The organism is Pedobacter panaciterrae (assembly GCF_013204795.1).
Taxonomy (GTDB): Bacteria; Bacteroidota; Bacteroidia; order Sphingobacteriales; family Sphingobacteriaceae; genus Pedobacter; species Pedobacter panaciterrae.
In genome coordinates this window covers 857,344-875,344 of sequence record NZ_JABMKW010000020.1, presented here as the reverse complement: position 1 = coordinate 875,344, position 18,001 = coordinate 857,344, and the positions used below count along the sequence as shown (strand labels likewise).

At 39.2% G+C, this 18,001-nt stretch carries 11 protein-coding genes; 8 read left to right on the top strand and 3 right to left on the bottom strand.

What is annotated here, in order from left to right; all coding sequences use genetic code 11:
• Positions 1-4: 4 nt before the first annotated feature.
• The 4 genes from HQN86_RS22555 to HQN86_RS22540 all read left to right on the top strand — a co-directional run bounded on the left by HQN86_RS22555 (position 5) and on the right by HQN86_RS22540 (position 8,848).
• Positions 5-730, top strand: coding sequence for a LytR/AlgR family response regulator transcription factor (locus HQN86_RS22555; protein ID WP_216854487.1), 726 nt, complete (start codon positions 5-7; stop codon positions 728-730).
• Positions 731-1,141: 411 nt separating this feature from the next.
• A complete protein-coding gene (locus tag HQN86_RS22550) occupies positions 1,142-4,210 on the top strand; it encodes a SusC/RagA family TonB-linked outer membrane protein (RefSeq protein ID WP_172663121.1) in 3,069 nt (1,022 codons plus the stop codon).
• 11 nt (positions 4,211-4,221) lie between these two features.
• Positions 4,222-5,730 (top strand): RagB/SusD family nutrient uptake outer membrane protein, encoded by a 1,509-nt coding sequence (locus HQN86_RS22545; RefSeq protein ID WP_172663120.1) that lies wholly within the window; start codon positions 4,222-4,224, stop codon positions 5,728-5,730.
• 346 nt (positions 5,731-6,076) lie between these two features.
• The gene (locus HQN86_RS22540; RefSeq protein ID WP_172663119.1) at positions 6,077-8,848 is read left to right on the top strand and encodes an SdrD B-like domain-containing protein; all 2,772 of its coding nucleotides are present in this window, start codon (positions 6,077-6,079) and stop codon (positions 8,846-8,848) included.
• Here HQN86_RS22540 and HQN86_RS22535 read toward each other — a convergent pair.
• The 3 genes from HQN86_RS22535 to HQN86_RS22525 are packed head-to-tail and all read right to left on the bottom strand — an operon-like array spanning position 8,845 to position 11,587.
• Positions 8,845-10,248 carry a hypothetical protein gene (locus HQN86_RS22535; RefSeq protein WP_172663118.1) on the bottom strand — a complete coding sequence of 468 codons (1,404 nt, stop codon included), beginning with the start codon at positions 10,246-10,248 and terminating at the stop codon, positions 8,845-8,847. The genes HQN86_RS22540 and HQN86_RS22535 overlap by 4 nt on opposite strands.
• A complete protein-coding gene (locus tag HQN86_RS22530; protein ID WP_172663117.1) occupies positions 10,223-11,059 on the bottom strand; it encodes a fimbrial biogenesis chaperone in 837 nt (278 codons plus the stop codon). Before HQN86_RS22530 ends, HQN86_RS22535 begins: the two co-directional genes overlap by 26 nt.
• A complete protein-coding gene (locus tag HQN86_RS22525) occupies positions 11,060-11,587 on the bottom strand; it encodes a hypothetical protein (RefSeq protein ID WP_172663116.1) in 528 nt (175 codons plus the stop codon).
• 618 nt (positions 11,588-12,205) lie between these two features.
• On the opposite strand from HQN86_RS22525, the gene HQN86_RS22520 reads away from it, so the two are divergent.
• From HQN86_RS22520 to HQN86_RS22505, 4 genes are read left to right on the top strand one after another with little or no spacing between them, the layout of a single operon-like run.
• Positions 12,206-14,584, top strand: coding sequence for a TonB-dependent receptor (locus HQN86_RS22520; RefSeq protein ID WP_172663115.1), 2,379 nt, complete (start codon positions 12,206-12,208; stop codon positions 14,582-14,584).
• Positions 14,585-14,606: 22 nt separating this feature from the next.
• Entirely contained in the window at positions 14,607-15,836 is a 1,230-nt protein-coding gene (locus HQN86_RS22515) for a DUF4374 domain-containing protein (RefSeq protein WP_172663114.1), read from the top strand.
• 54 nt (positions 15,837-15,890) lie between these two features.
• Positions 15,891-17,240 carry a PepSY-associated TM helix domain-containing protein gene (locus HQN86_RS22510; protein WP_172663113.1) on the top strand — a complete coding sequence of 450 codons (1,350 nt, stop codon included), beginning with the start codon at positions 15,891-15,893 and terminating at the stop codon, positions 17,238-17,240.
• Positions 17,241-17,276: 36 nt separating this feature from the next.
• Positions 17,277-17,990 carry a DUF4198 domain-containing protein gene (locus HQN86_RS22505; RefSeq protein WP_172663112.1) on the top strand — a complete coding sequence of 238 codons (714 nt, stop codon included), beginning with the start codon at positions 17,277-17,279 and terminating at the stop codon, positions 17,988-17,990.
• Positions 17,991-18,001 lie beyond the last annotated feature (11 nt).

Below are 18,001 nucleotides of genomic sequence, written 5' to 3'. Positions count from 1 at the left end.
TGGATTGAAATTAGAAATAATGCTGAGAATTGTTGTTGTAGATGATGAACCGCTAGCGCTTGAAATATTGGACGGTTACTTAAAACGTATCGACAATGTACATTCTGTGTCGTTGTTTGCCAACACACGAGAAGCCTTGCGTTTTTTGCAAAATCAACCTGTCGACGTACTATTTATCGATATTGAGATGCCGGAAATGACAGGTATTGAATTTCTGAACGAATTAACAGATCCACCACTTACAATTTTTACAACTGCTTACCGCGATTATGCTTTTGAAGGTTATGAAATGGGAGTAGTTGATTTTTTATTAAAACCGATTTCTTTTAATCGTTTTAAGCAGGCTATTGAAAAAATCACAGAATTCTTAACCTTAAAAGCGCAGAATATAAATATTGATGATAATCCTACCTTTCGGGAAACTGATTTTATTTTTGTTAAAAGCGGTGTGCAACGCATAAAACTGCATTTTAATGATGTTACCCACATTCAAGGGCTTAAAGACTATGCAATAATTTATGCTTATACCGGAAAAATCCTGCTCAAAGGGTCAATTAAAGCAATGCTTGATATTTTTCCGCACGACCGTTTCATTCGGGTACATAAATCCTTCATCGTATCCATTCAGAAAATAACGCGTCTGGAAAGGAACAGAATTGTACTGGATGGTTATCAAATTCCTATCGGACGAAATTTTAAAAATAACCTTGAAAAAGCACTCAATATCTAGGTATCTCCTTCTTTATCCTTAAAATGTTTGGAACTTAATTTTTTGTTATTTATATTGTAGATACATTCATCGCGAATTAATCAATCGCAATGGTGCTGTAACCAAATTTACTGTTAAATATTAAGTCCCTAGTATGAAACGAGCAATATCCATTTGTATGGTATGTATTTACATAATGCTACCAACACCATTCCCTTAAAAATTCTGGAGCTCTCCAAGTGCTAAATACCGTGTCTACCTAAATCCCTATACTATGCGTGTTCTGTACTATTATTTAAATCATCTAAAGCTTAAATTAATCTTTGTGGATATCAATTATTTGCCACCATGACTAAATTGTTTTAGCTGATCTACTATTCCAGGAATTCCCTGGTCATTCAAAAAACTAAAACTAAATCCTAAAACTATATTATGATGAAAAGAATATTTTATTCGGTCATATTTTCTATGCTGTCCTTTCATGCGATGGCTCAGCTTAAGATTATTGGCAAGGTTAGCGATGCAAAAGACAACAGTCCTTTACCAGGTGTAAGTATCCTGATAAAAGGTACCACACTCGCTACTTCCGCCGATGCCAGCGGGAATTACGGCATTGAAGTAAAAGGAGAAAACGATATTTTGGTTTTCTCGTACACTGGTTATACTACTCAGGAAGTTAAAGTAGGCGCCAGAAAAACCATCAATATCCAATTAGCTGAATCCTCAAGCGGTTTAAATGAGGTTGTGGTAATTGGATACGGTACTGTAAAAAAATCTGACCTTACGGGTGCTGTAGTTACAGTTAAAAGCGAGCAACTGATGGATAAACCTGTGGCTAATATATCTCAGGCTTTGCAGGGTAAAGTTACCGGTGTAGAGGTTAGTATTAACAGTGCTGCTCCGGGTGCGGCCGCAAAGGTAAGGGTAAGGGGTATTGGCTCAATTAACTCCAACATAGATCCATTGTATGTAATTGATGGGGTAGTTGGCGTAGATCCAAACTCTGTTAACCCTTTGGATGTAGCTTCGGTTGAGGTACTAAAAGACGCTTCATCAACAGCTATTTATGGATCAAGAGGTGCAAATGGTGTAATTATGATTACCACAAAACGTGGGAAAAAGGGTGATGCCACTGTTTCTTATGAAAACAATATGAACATAAGTGAGCTATACAGGCATTTACCTACATTAAATTCTGAACAGTTTGTGAAAATATACAACGAGTCTTTTGCAAATGGTCAAAAGTTTGATCCCGCTGGCGCAGTTTGGGCACCTCCGGTAGAACTAAATCATGCTAATTTTCCATTACTTTTTGATACGAACGATAAACCAATTTATGATACAAACTGGGAAAAAGAAACTTATAAACCTGCTTTTTCGCAAAGTCACCAGTTGAATATCCAGGGTGGTAACGAAAAATCAGTTTACAGTTTGTCTTTAGGTTACCTGGATCAGAATGGTTTGGCGCCAACCTCAGCGTTTAAACGCTATTCTGTAAAAATGACAATGGATAATGATGTTAAAGACTGGCTCAAAATAGGTGGAAACATAAACCTGATCAGAAGTTCCCAGCGTTTAGTAACCGACGGAAATGGGAGCTTAAACGTTCCCAGGGCAGTAACAGAAGAAGTGCCTATTGTTCCGGTAAAATATCCGGATGGATCATGGGCAGGAAATTTTGATATTGCCGGACTAGAAGGTGCTCCAAATCCTGTTCACATTGCTAACGAAAGATATACCATCAATAACAATATGCAGATGCTTGGCGATATATATGCGGTATTACATCTTACCAAAGATCTTGATTTTAAAACTGACTTTGGATATAACCTAAGTGGACAGAAGAATAACTTTTATTCTTCTTTAAATTTACCTCACTTATCGCAGGATCAGGGAGGGGTAGCCAATATTAATTCATACCTAAACTATTACTGGCAAACAGAAAACTACTTAACCTGGAACAAGCAGATAAACGACAAACAAAAATTAACCGCATTACTTGGGGTATCTTTTCAAAGAACCGGTTATGAAAGAGTCCGTTCAGAAACGCAATCATTTATTGATGATATTTTCCAATGGCATTATCAACAAGCCGGCTCGGTTAAAAGTGCCAACGAATCTCAAGATGATCAGTCGTCCCTTGCTTCTTTCTACGCTCGTCTTACCTATAATATAGACGAGAAATATTTGTTTACTGCAACAGGTCGTTATGATGGGTCTTCCAGGTTTGGAAAGAACAATAAATATGCATTCTTCCCGTCTGTAGGTGCTGCGTGGCGTATTTCGCAGGAAGATTTTTTAAAGGATAACAAGTCAATTTCTAATTTGAAAATACGGGCAAGTTATGGTACATCTGGTAACCAGGAAATAGGGCAGGCGCGTTCTCTTGCACAAATTCAACCAAATACAACTGTTTTGAATGGTGCAGCTCAGTCTACATTGCTCCCTAGTTATATTGGTAACCCAGATTTAAAATGGGAAAGATCAATACAAGCAGATGGAGGATTGGAGTTAGGGCTATTTGAGGATCGTGTTAATCTTACTGCTGATTATTACAACAGAGTAACCAAGGACCTTTTACTTCAAACACCAATCCCATGGTCGGCCGGCGAGGTAAATGCCAACGTTTACAAAAACGTAGGTTCAGTAAGGAATTCAGGAATTGAGTTAAGCTTAAATACAGTCAATGTTAAAAATGAAGATTTTGAGTGGTCAACAACCTTCCTGTTTTCAAGCAATAAAAACAAAGTACTGAAACTGAATGATGGCAACGCCGATATCTTCCCTGGACCAAACTTCCTGGGCGAAAATTTCGTGATCAGAGTAGGTGAGCCCATCGGATCTTTTTATGGAATGACCCGTCTTGGAACGTATAGCGATTCTGAAAGCGCTGAAGCCGCGGCACATAATTTAAAACCTGGGGATAGAAAATACATTTACAACCCAGATGGCAGTAATTATTACAGCATCATTGGCCAGGCTTATCCAAAATGGACCGGAAATTTCAGTAGTAATTTTAAATATAAAAACTGGGATTTTGCATTTGATATCCGCTTTGTTCAAGGTGTAAATACTGCTGCTAACTTTAAACACTCGGTTGAAGACAGACAAACACTTTCAAATAGTTTGGCAACTGTGTTAAATGCATGGACTCCAACAAATCAGAACACCTCTGTTTCTCAGGTTCGTAATTACAGATTTGCACAGGATTCTCATTTTGATACCTGGTGGGTAGAGGATGGTTCATTTATACGTGGCCAAAACTTTATGTTAGGCTTTAGTTTGCCTTCGGCTACAGTAAGTAAATTACATCTTAGTCGCTTGCGCGTTTATGCCAGTGTTCAGAACTTATTTCTCATAACAAAATATACCGGATATGACCCTGAGGTAGATACGTTTAATTCTGGCTACGGTTCTAATTCAGCATTTTCTCAAAATTTGGATTTCTTTTCTAATCCTCGTCCGCGTGTATGGAATCTTGGTTTACAGGCATCATTCTAAAATTTACTCATATGAAAACGATAAAAAATATAATATTGGTAGCATGTATATTACTTACGTGCTCATGCAAAAAGTTTCTGGAAGAAAAACCCACTTATTTTCTGACACCAGAATCTGACTTGTCAAGCGAAAAAGTTGCCAGAGGGTTTGCAAATGCAGGTTATCAAAACCTGCAGGGGTTATTAGCAGGCCAACCTTCATCTTATGGAGGTAATACCTGGAACCTAATGGAGTTTGTGACCGGTAAAGCAAATAGCGATCTTGGCCAAACGGGCTTCGTTAATTTTTCTAATCTATCTTACAATGCAACCTCATTTTATTTCGACACATGGTGGAGACAGCTTTACCTTGGTATTGGTGCATGTAACCTGGCTATTCAAAAAATACCAGCCATTAATGCTACAGGCCTAACAGATGAGGAGAAAGCCAACATGCTGGCCGAAGTACGTACGTTAAGGGCATTGTATTATTTTTACCTGGTACGCATGTACGGTGCTGTTCCAAAGGTAACCGAAACACCTAAGGACCTTAACCTGAATTTTCCGCGTACAGCAGCAAAGGAAATATACGACACCATTATTATACCTGACTTGTTGGAAGCAGAAAAATCCACCCTTCCGTGGAAAGATGCTACAGGGCAGGTATCTATGGGAGCAGTAAAATCAATACTGGCCGACGTATACTTAACCTATGCTGGTGCAGCAATTAATGGTGGAAATCAGTTTTATGCGGAATCGGCTAAGCGGTCTTTAGATGTGATTGAGAAAGGCGGTTATACCTTGTTTCCTGAATATACAGATATGATTAAACCTTCAAATAAAAATACAGGCGAGTTCATATTTCAGGTACAATATGCTGCAGCTGTTCCTTCAAATAATCCGCTTACACCATTAACCATTCCTAATTTTTCGGGTATCTCTAAATATTCTGATGAATATGGATCGGTTTATCCAACTCCGCAGTTTATTCAATCGTTTGCTGCAGGTGATAAAAGAGTTGCCGAAAGACAGTTTTTCTACAGGAGCTATCCAAATATAAAAACCGGACAAACAGTTACTTTCAGACAGGCTTATATTTATAAATGGTTCGATACAGATGCTGTTTTAAACACCGTAAAATCAGATCTTAATTTTACCCTATACCGCCTGCCCGATGTACAGTTGATGTATGCCGAAGCTTCTAACAGAGCCGAGGGAGGGCCTAATTCTAAAGCTATTGGGTATGTAAATGCCATTAGAAACAGGGCAAAACTTGCACCTATCGGAGCGTTGTCTCAAACAACATTTGAACAAGAGGTATGGTTACAGCGAAATTTTGAACTTTGTTTTGAAAACAAAATGTGGTTTGACATGATCAGAACAAGAAAAGTACACAACGATGTAACAGGAAACTGGGATAATTTTGTTGGCCACAGAACTACTTTTGGAGCTACGTTCGCAGAAAAACAATTGCTGTTTCCGGTACCACAGCAGGAAATTAATGTTAATCCAAATCTGTTACCAAATAATCCAGGTTTTTAATTTAATTTTTGTTAAAACCAAATAATAAAGAGGGTGATCATATTTAAATCATGATCACCCTCTTTATTTATACCGCCGTTTATAGTGTCGCTTATTCTGTAGTCGAGATGATGACGATGGGTATATTCAAACCTCTTCTGGATCAGCTTAAAACGTAATACTTTTGCATCAATATTATATAAATAAACAATTAAGATAATTGTTTGTTGTTCTATTATGGTAAGTGCCAAATAGCACTTGCCGGCCAAATATATCGTCTAACCTGATTTGCAACATGATCTGCAAAAAGAAAAGCATAGATAAGTGTTTTAGTCTGTTAATATTCATTTGTTTTTGTTGTGCTTTTTTGATTTGTAACCAGGCTGTCGCCCAGCAGATATACAATGTTCGCTATAGTTTTGAAAAAGATACTATTAAAGTAAGCGGAGGTCAAACCTTTTCGAATAAACTGATCATAGAGAACCTGTCAGATAAAGTCGTTTTACTAAGTTCCGAAGCAATTAAAACACCGACACTTGCAGGTATGATTACGCTTCCTAAAAGCATTAACTTAAATGCCAAAGAGAAAAAGGCATTCCCATTAAAATACATTGCCGACAGAAAAACAATAAACAAAAATATACAAGCTTTTACTGTATTTATTAAATCCGACGATGCGCAGTTGAAAATCCAGCCTGCTGTTTCTTTTTATACGCTATTAAGTGATGTGACTGGACTGGATATCAGCACCGAGCAATCAGAATTTTACCTCAATCAGGTTACCGGTCAATCTCAGATCATGTTGTTATGCACCAACAGGGGCATAGTCCCAATTTCCTTCCGCCTGGCACTTACTGAAGTGCCAGAAGGTCTGGAGTTCACAGGCGAGGAAATGTCGTTGGTTTTGCAGCCGGGTGCTCAGCAATTGTTGCCTTTTAATGCGCGGAACAAACTGAACAATAAAATTGCTGCCGATTTTAATGTAACCATCCAGGCAGTGGATCAGGGTGGTAATCAGCTGGCGCTAAAAAGAATCAGAATCATGAGTGTCAGCAGCGTAAGAAGATATGGGGCAGGTGACAATCCATATGACGAAAATCTGAACAATACAGCCGCTTTAAGATATCTGAGCATGAGCCAGAACAGTTCATTTTATCAGATGCAGGCTAACGGAAAACTTAATTTATCCAACAATTCCGACCTCCATTATCGTTTCAATTTGGATTACTACCAGGATTTGCAAGGCATTAACCTGTACGATAGTTACCTTGACTACCAGCATAAAGACTGGGGAATAAAGATCGGCAGCATTTATGAAAATCTTGACTATGCCCTAAGTGGCAGAGGTGCTAAAGCTACCCTTAATTTCAATGAAGATAAGAGTCTAAGCATATATGGCATGCAGAACAATTATATGCTGATGAGCCAGGTAACAAACTCATTGGAAGGCCCAACTATTATTGCAGCAAACTACGCCTTTAAAACCATTGGTGATCAGCAGGGCAGGCTAACATATCTTCACATTCAAAATGGTTTCTTCGGTGTGAGCAGCCACCAGGTAAGCGGGAAAACAGCCGTCAGGTTAAACGCCACCCAGCAATTAGATCTCGAGGGTGGCTACAGTTTAGAAAAAGCAAATAACCGCACGGGCAAACATGCAGCAGCTTTAGGTATAAATTACACACTGAATGCAGGTAGCTATCAATTTATCACTAACAATTATTACAGTACTTCCTATTATACCGGACTGCACAGAGGCCTTTTCCAGAGTGATAACAGAGTGGTTAAAACGATGGAAAAGGGTACACTTTCGGCAAGGATAAGTATTTTGAACAATTCGCCGGAGTATCAGGATATTGGAAACCGCTATAACTTTAGTGCAAACAAAAACATCATCAATGTTTATGAGGTAGGTTACAGTATTCTTATGGGAAAGATCAACCTCGATTTCAGACCTTACTTTATGGATCAATCACTTCAGGGCATGCAATTGCTTACACAGCTTAACCAGGATTTTAAATGGAGATCATCTTCAGTGAGAATGCAGGCTAACCTCAATTTTTTTAACAACAATCATAGTTTATCTATTAATGCTGATTATGGATATACCTATAAAAATACTTCTAATGAACCAAAACCGCCATTTCATTCGCTTCGCTTAAATAGCAATTACAGTAATCGTCTGTTTGGCTTTACCAGCTACATTCAGCTCAATCCTTATTATTTAAGCGATTCTTTTTCTGCAACAGAGAATGCCGACTACAAGTTGTATTCATTTGGACCAAATACCAGCTTTACTTTGTTTAGAAACAGGTTAAATGTGCAACTGGCAACATTGTATAATTATTACGATTTTACCCAAACCAAAAATTATGCTTTGAACGGCAGTGGCAAATGGATGATAAAGGGAAACTGGGCAATAACTGCCGACTTGTTTTACAGCATTATGAAGACAAAAGTACCATTTGACTATTATGCAATTAATTCATTCAATTCCAATACCTTTAATACCCGTCAGATTAGGGTAGGTATAGAAAAGCAGTTTTCAGGATTAAATAAAAGCAAAGGAAAGAAGCTGGAGTTAGCATACTTCGAAGATTATAACAACAACGGCATCAGAGATCCAAATGAAAAAGGTGCCGAAGGCATAACCGTTAAATTAAATGAGGAAACAGCGCGGACCAATTCAAAGGGCACTGTTAAATTTTATGAGGTGAAACCTGGTAATTATACCGTTTATGTGGTTAATAGTAAGAATTGGGGAATGCAGGAACCGATATCAATTGTCATTACTAGAAACAAATTGATGGAGATTCCGTTGGTAAAAACTATTGTTTTAAAAGGGAAAATGCAGGTAATAGAAAAAAGCTATCAAAACACCAGTCCGATCCTTTCTGGAATACTTGTTAACGCAAAGGATGCTAATGGAAAAATATATAAAACACTAACCGATGCTTCGGGAAATTACTCTTTTTATCTTCCTGCAGGTACATATACCGTTTTTGTCGAAACAGAAGGTATGTCATTTAGCATCGGCAACTCCGAAAATAAAGTAGAGCTAAGTCCGGATAAGCCAGATAATCAATTGAATTTTGAGATTAAAGACGAGCGGCGCAAGGTAGGAGTAACCCGTTTCTAAAGCGCTACAAAACTAAAAACTACCGTTGTACTGTAAGATCCAGCAGGTTTTCCAAGCAGCTTATTTGTTTCGCTTGCCGGAATGCTATATAGTACATTTAAATTTCTGTCGATTACCGGATTTGCTGTGTTTATAAGCTGTTGCGAGGTTGTAGAGAGTGTAACTGTATTCATCCCCGTCTGGCCCACCATGGGACCTATTCTGAGCACATTTAAGGGAATCTGATTGGCACCCGAGCTAAAACTCGAGGTTAAAGCCCTAACATACAAATTATAGGGTGTGGTTTTACTGATTTTGATATGCGCAGGCATTTGTTTGGAAACTCCTTGCTGATAATCACTTGCTGAAGAAAAGACCAAAGAAACATTGGTTTGATTGGTTACAACTTCAGAAAGGTCGCTAACTGTAACTTGTAGATTACCAGAACGTGATGTTTGCAAAGTTCCGGAAGGGTAAGCAGTACTAAGTTTGTTCCAGGTAAATGTGATGGGCACAAGATAAGTTCCAGCCTGCACAAAACTTTGCCTAAGGTTGGCTCCGGTGATGTTAAATGCAGCGTTGAGCACCTGATTGTTATTTGTGGGGACGCCTATTCCTGTAGTGGTAGTTAATGCCTGGCTGGTGGTAGACAAATTAATGGCTGTTGCTGTGCCAATTCCGGTTAAGGTTGCAGATACCTGGCTAACAGCCGATGAAGGGAGCTGATTATAGGGCAAACTTGTATTAAAAGTAAAAAGGCTGCTGCCGGTTTGCAGGCTTAATATATACGGTACCGTATTGGATACGGATATGGCTTTTGTAACCGATAGACCATTTGCAGCTCGGTAAATACTAAAACTATTCACTGGTAAATTAACGGTTCCCAATGTGACCTGAGGGGTTATAAATGCAGGAATAGTGATGTCGAAATTAGGAGTGGTTGGTGTAATCCGGTTAGGACTAAGCACGCCTGTATAAAATTGTATTGGCGTACGGTATATTCCGGCAACCCAGGTATTTGCAGCTGAGTTGATACGGTAATCTACCACAAAAGCTCCAGATGAGAGATTTGCAAGCGCAGTATACATAACCTGATAGGCCGTGGTGAGTGTAACTTCGGTAGCCGAACCAAGAACCGAAAGTGAGCCAATACTTCGTATCTTTAAAAATGCCGCATTTAACGGCACTGTTGCTGTTCCGCCTACAGTATTGGCAAAATTAGCTGTATTTGCTTTGACCTCAATAACTGGTATAAGACCTACAAGACCATTATAAGTTCCTGAATTCAAAGTTACAGTATAATTGCTGCGTGCCGTTATATTGGCCTCAGGCAATGTTACAATTATCTGAGCATTAAGTGGAATACACACGCCCATATAAAGCAGCAAAATAAAACTAATATGTAACTTCTTTTTCAGCAACTTTTAAATCGTATTGACTTCCCGCATCTAAAATCGCGACGGCTAAATAGTTTCCCTTCAGGTTGGCAGGTAAGTCCAGGTTTACCCATTGCTCTGCACCCGGAAGCATTGCAATAGCAATAGATTTTATAGGGATTTCTTCACCTGTATCTTTATTGGTGAGCTCAAATCTAACATAGGCGTCTTTATTGATCTGTCCGGAATTTTTCACCTTTACGGCCATTTTTCGGATACCAGTCTTGCTATTACCGGAAATGCCTTTGTCCACAAAGGCCAGAAATTCCAGATCTCCGGCAGGTAAACCCACTGGCACATGATAAACCTGAACACCGACCTCTATAAGCACATTAACACCTACTTCGGCCTGGTTCGGTTTTCTCTTCATCTGTTCTTTAACCTGTGTAAAAAAAACCATACTATGTGTTAACCTTTTGGAGGTGTCGTTCTTAGGGATTATCAGTGAGAGGTTTACTTCCTTCGTTTCTCCGGGTTTCAATCCAAAACTACCTGCTGAAAGCTGAATCCATTTTCCATTGGAATCTTTGATTTGGCCTACAGGGAAATAGCGCTTTGTTCCTGTTGAATCACGATCCCAATCCTTTATACCAGAGGTGAAGTTAAATTCATTTTTCGAATTGTTAACAAAGGTAATTGCTTGCGTAACGGTTTCACCAGGCTCTCCCTTAAAAAGAATTCTCGAAGGGCTAACGGACAAGCCCTGCCCATGTGCAAAACTTATGGTAAGGATTGGCAGCAATATCCAACTCAGCAAAACAATGTAATGCCTCGTTAATGAATTAAAGTAAGACATCTATAACTGTGTAGCTGTATAGATAACTGTTGTAGTATACACTTCGTTAGCTTTACCCAACAAAGGAGCAGCGTCCGGAATTGAATAGTTTACATTATAGGTTGCTCCGGTAGTTGCTGTTGCATCCGATACCAGTTCGCCTGGTGTCATTGACAATGGTTGCATAGTCAGCGTTCCTCCATTTGCCGTTGCAGGATCAACACTTACTTGAACCACACTTAACGGAACAGCGGTTTGCGCCGGATATACGGTGAATTCAGCCTGAGCTGCAACAGTTATATCGTAATTCTGATTACTGATAACCGTAAAATGCCCAACCTTAGGTTGAGTTTGCGCTACGGTATAATCTGCAGCTGTAGCATACAAAAAGTTTACGGTAGGATCCGCACCAAGATCTATAGAGATTACTGGAGCGGTTAAATCAATATTTACGGTTACGGGCGCAGTCTGATCGGTCTGCGCGTTGGCTGTAATGCTGAAAAGTCCAGCAGAAAGCACTAAGGCTGCTAATAGGGATTTGGTTTTCATCTTAGGGAGATTATGTTCAAACTATAATTAGAACACAAAAGCAGACAAAAAGTTTTTTAAAATGATAAAAAGAATCTTTTCTTTATATTTATAAGGGATGCACTTCATTATAAAAAACAGCAAGTTCAAGTCAACCAACTTAGGATACTATTGAATTTTAATTATTGATAGATATAAACAAGAGCGGAAATCCGCTTTCATTTAAGACATTTATCCACAGGGTTGCTTTCAAACGATGATTTTGAAAGTAACCTGATGGATGATGTGACAAATGGTTGGTTACCTGAGCAGTACCCTAAGTCTAAAGAAGCTAAATTAGAATGCAACCAATACTTGAATTATGCCGGGGATTATATGATGATACCATAAATCATTTCTGACCACAGGTTAAGCATTTCCAAAAGTGTATATGTAGGTCGGATTGAGGTTGGTAATTTCAAGAATATCAATATGATAGAAAAACTTTTAACTACGAATTGAAAATTATATTATAATTATTAGTATTGCTATTTGGACTTAATCTAAATAACTCTATATTTGCAGCATAAAAATGCCACACGGTTCGGACCCGTGTGGCTACCGGCTAAGCCGGCTCACCTTTAATCGTAGTTAAAAGTCATGCAAATTAAGAAATTTTTGCTATTGGGTATACTGTGTACCTATGTTATTTTTTCAAAAGCCCAAACAACATCTTCCAGTGTGAGTGGGCAACTCAAAAGCAGTGCAGGAGAACCTGTATCTGCTGCCACCATAAAGCTTCGAAATTCCTCGTACGGAGCAATATCAGATCAAAATGGATTTTATAAAGTCACTAACGTTAAACCAGGAGACTATATTGTCGAAATCTGGGCAATTGGCTTTAAATCTCAAAAGAAGTCAATCAAAATAGGAAATGGTGAAGATGTAAAACTAAATCTGGGGCTCGACGAAGATGTCAAAGAAATGGAAACGGTCAATGTAATTGGTCGGACAAAGGCCCAAGAGGTAAACAGACAGGCATTTAACGTAACGGCAATTGACGCGACTAAACTTTACAATACGACTTTAGATATTTCGGGCGCTTTGGATCGTGTTGCTGGCGTTCGGGTAAGAGAATCGGGTGGCGTGGGTTCCAACTTTAATGTATCATTAAATGGATTTTCAGGTAATCATATCCGCTATTTTATAGATGGTATCCCGATGGACAATTTCGGATCCTCTTTCCAAATCAACAACATTCCTATAAATGTTGCCGAGCGTGTAGAGGTATATAAAGGTGTTGTACCTATGTGGTTAGGTTCTGATGCGTTGGGTGGAGCAGTGAACATTGTGACAGGAAACAGGCATCGGAATTATGTGGATGCCTCTTATTCATATGGTTCGTTCAATACACACCGTAGTGTTATTAATGCTGCAGCTACTTCAGAGAGTGGATTAACGGTACAGCTAAGCGCTTTCCAGAATTACTCAGATAACAATTATAAAACAGACCTCAAACTTCGGTTGCAGAATGATATGGTGCCTGAAAAAAGGGCGTCTTCGGTAAGGAGATTTAACGACACTTATCATAACGAAACTTTGATAGCAAACGTTGGTGTGGTTAATAAATCATTTGCAGATAACCTTTTGTTCGGAATAACATTAGGTCAGAACTATAAGGAAATACAAACGGCTGCTAGACCTGAAAGTGTTTATGGTCAGTTACACAGGCGTGGAAGAATCGTTATGCCATCGCTTAAATACAAAAAGACAAATTTAATTAAGGGATTGGACCTTACTGTGAACGCAAACTATAACCTCGGATATGAAAAAACAATAGATACAGCCAGAGCAGATTACGATTGGGACGGGATACGGGATCCTAAGCCGACTTTGGGTGAACGAGATGGCGGACAGCTAGCTAAATACAAAAACAATAATGGGCTTGGCACAGCTATGTTGAGCTATAAAATTTCTGACCATCACTCTGTGGCGGTGAACAATGTGTTTTCTACCTTCAATAGAAAGACCGATGACTTATTATTTCCCGAAAAAAATGCGTTAGATCCGGCAAAAAAAATGGATAAGAATGTACTTGGTTTTGGGTACGGATATGATGTAGAAAATAAATTGAGTCTAAATCTGTTTGGAAAATACATTTATCTGAACAATGTAATTGGCAGCAGAAACGTCAACAAATCTACAGAGAAACTTGGCTATGGCATGGCCCTGGCTTACTATATAATTCCTGACTTACAACTCAGAACTTCTTACGAACTGACCAACCGGATGCCTGAAGCAAACGAAATATTTGGTGATCTGGAAAATCAGGCTGCTAGTCCGAACTTAAAACCAGAAAAGAGTGATAACCTCAATTTAGGTATTCTATTTGGATTTAAGATCAATGAGGTCAATCGCTTTTCCGTAACTGCTAATGCCATTTACAGATACTCGGGCGATTTTATTTACAATAAATTTGTTGGTGGCACAAGCGGATCTCAGAATTTGCTCATCGCAGACAATCGTTCGGGTGTACGCACCACAGGTATTGATGGAGAAATCAGGTATTCCTATAAAAATTGGTTAAGTGCCGGTGCTACCGTTACTTATCAGAAGTTAAGAAACCTTCAAAAATATGATCCTAAACCAGATGGTGGATTTTATGAGAACGAAAGCGTTGTTTACCTGGATCAGATGCCTAACATCCCTTACTTTTTTGGCAACGCAGATGTGTCTGCATCATTTAAAAATGTTTTAAGAAAAGGTAATAACCTTACAGTGGGCTACAATCTGTTGTACGTTAATTCTTTTTGGCTCTATTGGCCAAGCTTAGGGAGTACAAACGGAGATGACAAAAATGGTATACCTACACAGGTTGCCCATGATATGAATTTTGTTTATAGCATGAAAAATGGCCGTTATAATGTTTCCCTGGAAGTAAAAAACATTACTGATAAACCGGTATTTGACAATTTTAGTCTGCAGAAGCCCGGTCGCGGATTCTATTTAAACTTCAGATACTTCATCAATAAATCATAATAATCATTTTATAAAAATCAACATGAAAACAACAATTACCAAAACGCTTTCGGCTTTGGCACTTATTGCCGCTTTAAGTTCTTGCGATAAAAAAAGCGATAGGGAGGTTATCCCTGAAAATCCCGGAAATTATGTGTTAGCAGTTACGCCGACTGCAATTGCAGGCGTAGCCGATTATCTGCTGACGGCCTCTAGCCTTGATGAAGGTTCTGCATCTATTATTGGTAATGGTGTTGAACAGGATGGTACTTATCGTTACTATGTAACACTTGGCAACAAATTCTTTAGTATGCTTTACGGTCAGGGTAGTCCTGGCGCTGTTACTGTTTATGATGTTAAAAACGGTAAGCTAAATAAACTAAATGATTTTACAGCTGCAACAGTTCAAGCATTTGCTCCAGTTAATGACGACATCTTAATGGTAAAGGTATCCAGATCTTTTGCAGCAGCTGGAAGCAGTACACTGCATACCTGGTACATTGTAAATTCTAATACCAATAAGCAGACCTCAGAGGGTACTATAGATGCACTTCAACCTGCCGGAAACGGTGAGATTGCCCACTTCAGCTGGATTAAACAGGTAGGGAACAAAGTATTTGCGCCATTCTTTAGCATTAAGGGCAGAACCTTTGAAACAGATTTTCCTGATTATGCAGGTATCGCGGTATATTCTTATCCGGGAATGCAATATGAAAAGACAATTAAGGATACGAGAACTAGCTTTATCGGAAGGTATTTTACAGATGGTTTGGGGCAGGTTGAGAATGGAGATGTGTACGCATTTTCTAGTTCGGTAGCAGTTAATGGCGGTGTACTTACTTCAACTAAGCCTTCTTCAATTACCCGCATCAAAGCTGGTACTACAGAATTTGACCAAAGCTACCTGATGAATTTTGAAACTGCATCTAACGGTTACGTGATCACCAACTGGTTATACATTGGACAAAATAAGTTTATTGCCAACATGGAACCTAAGGCAACTAAAGGTGCCTATGTTACCGGTAAAACTTTGGCAGTTGTTGATGTTGTTAACCAAACTGTATCGGCTGTAACAGGTTTTCCTGAGCCTGCTACCATTGTGGACGTAACTGATAATAACTATAGCCCTAAAGATGGCAAAACCGGTTACATCGGTGTGAACCTGAAAGATGGCACTACGTGGGTTTACAAGATCGATGCTTCAACCAGTAAAGCCACCAGAGGGCTTAAAGTAGAAGGCGGTTTGATCACTGCAATCCAACATCTGCAATAATTGACCCTACAACACACCAATTACATTAAAATATACACCTAACAAATTAGAATAATGATACCCGGAAATAAAACCTCACCACCGAAAAAGAAGAGCAAGGATTCTCTTTTTAACAGGATTAACAAATGGCTGCATTTATGGCTTGGCCTGGTTTCGGGTATTATTGTTCTAATTGTTTGTATTACAGGATGTGTATGGGTATTTAATGAAGAAATAACCGGATTGTTGGAGCCCGAAACTAAAGTGGAATGGCAGAACAAACCGGTGCTTAAACCTTCGCAATTAACTGACATTGCCGCGAAATTATACGCAGATAAAGTTCCTGCTTATGCCAACTATCACCAGGGTGAGGTAATAAACCTTAGTCTGAGAGATAAGGTTGAAAAACGTGGACGTCGTGGAGGAGGCGGACGTAGGGGCGGGGGAGTATTGTTAAAAGTTAATCCTTATACAGGAGAGGTAATCAGCAAAGAAGTACGTAAACCGGGCGAGACAGATTTTTTTAGATTTATTCTGAACGGTCACCGTTTTTTGTGGATGCCCTATGAAATAGGAAGACCAATTGTGAATTACGGAACAATGGTTTTTGTGGTGCTGCTTATTACGGGGCTGATCTGGTGGTATCCTAAGAAGTGGAACAAATCTACCCGCGATAAAAGCTTTAAAATTAAGTGGGGTGCTTCGTTTAAACGTGTAAATCTGGATTTGCATAATGTACTGGGATTTTATTCCTTGCTATTCTTGCTGGCCATCGCATTATCAGGAATGATTTATGGAATAAAATGGTACAGCGAAGGCCTTTATTGGGTAACTACTGCTGGCGAAAAACTGCCGGAATTTAGAAGAATGGAGTCGGATTCTCTGCAGGCCGGTAAGTTTTATACTCCGGTGCAGGCAATGGATGCGGCATGGACAAAAGTCATTGCCAAGCACCCTAAGTCTACTGGTTTCTATTACAGTTTCCCGGATACCAAACTGGCTAAAGCAACCATCGACATTACGGTTTATCCTACTGCCGGACAGTATTACAATAGTCAGGGCTATTCTTTTGATCAACATACCTTAAAGGAGCTTAAGCGCAAGGATCCTTATTCTGTTCCTTATAATGAGGCTTCGGTGGGACAGAAACTCCGCAAGATGAACTTTGACATTCATGTGGGCAGTATTCTTGGTTTTCCAGGTAAAGTATTGGCATTTCTGGCTTCTCTGATTGGTGCAAGTTTACCGATCACCGGTTTTCTGATCTGGTATGGCCGTAAGTTCAAAAAGAAGAAGGGAAAGTCTGATTCAGGTAGGGCAAGCGCTGCAAATCTTTCTGATAAACCTCCAGTAAAACCTAAATTAAAAGTGATAACTAAGGAGCAGGAGCCGGTATTGGCTGCCAACTCTGTATCAACTCAGTAATACAATTCATTTCCTTAAAACCTTAATAACAAAACGATGAAGAAAATAACTTTTTTATTGCTGACCTTGTTGCTCAGCTTTGTAACCACCAGTATTTTTGCTCATGCCCTGTGGATTGAAACAGCTGCGTCTGGTAAAGTAGGACAAAAGCAAACTGTTAAAGTATTCTACGGTGAGTATGTGGCCAATGAGCGTGACAGTGTAGCTAAATGGTATTCGGATGTAAAGGAATTTTCACTTTGGCTGGTAGGGCCAGATCAAAAGAAAACTCAGTTGACCCTAACTTCTGGTGCAAACCATTTTGAGGGTACTTTTACACCGGATCAGAATGGGGCTTATACTGTTGTAGTAAGTCACGAAGCCAGGGAACTTGGTGGAACCACAAAATATCATTTCTTATCGAGTGCTGATGTTATTGTAGGAAAAGCATTGCCAGCTGCAGTTCAAAATCCAAACGTATTGAAACTCCATGTAGAGGGTGCTTCGGCTGCAAAGATCAATAAATCGCTTCAATTGAAGGCCTTCCTTAATGATGCTGCTGCAAAAGGAAAAACGGTATCTGTATTTTCTCCTAATGGCTGGTCAAGAGAATTGACTACCGATGATAGTGGTGCAGCAGAGTTTACGCCTTTATGGAAAGGCAGATATGTAGTTGAAGTGAGTGATATGGATAAAACACCAGGTCAGCACAATGGTAAAGATTATAAAGCAACATGGAAGGGTGCTACTTATAGCTTCGAGATCAATTAAGCTTTTTTAAA

Coding starts and splice junctions, on each gene's coding strand:
- HQN86_RS22545 (WP_172663120.1), top strand. CDS start 4,222: ATGAAAACGATAAAAAATATAATATTGGTAGCATGTATATTACTTACG.
- HQN86_RS22520 (WP_172663115.1), top strand. CDS start 12,206: ATGCAAATTAAGAAATTTTTGCTATTGGGTATACTGTGTACCTATGTT.
- HQN86_RS22525 (WP_172663116.1), bottom strand. CDS start 11,587: ATGAAAACCAAATCCCTATTAGCAGCCTTAGTGCTTTCTGCTGGACTT.
- HQN86_RS22505 (WP_172663112.1), top strand. CDS start 17,277: ATGAAGAAAATAACTTTTTTATTGCTGACCTTGTTGCTCAGCTTTGTA.
- HQN86_RS22515 (WP_172663114.1), top strand. CDS start 14,607: ATGAAAACAACAATTACCAAAACGCTTTCGGCTTTGGCACTTATTGCC.
- HQN86_RS22510 (WP_172663113.1), top strand. CDS start 15,891: ATGATACCCGGAAATAAAACCTCACCACCGAAAAAGAAGAGCAAGGAT.
- HQN86_RS22550 (WP_172663121.1), top strand. CDS start 1,142: ATGATGAAAAGAATATTTTATTCGGTCATATTTTCTATGCTGTCCTTT.
- HQN86_RS22530 (WP_172663117.1), bottom strand. CDS start 11,059: ATGTCTTACTTTAATTCATTAACGAGGCATTACATTGTTTTGCTGAGT.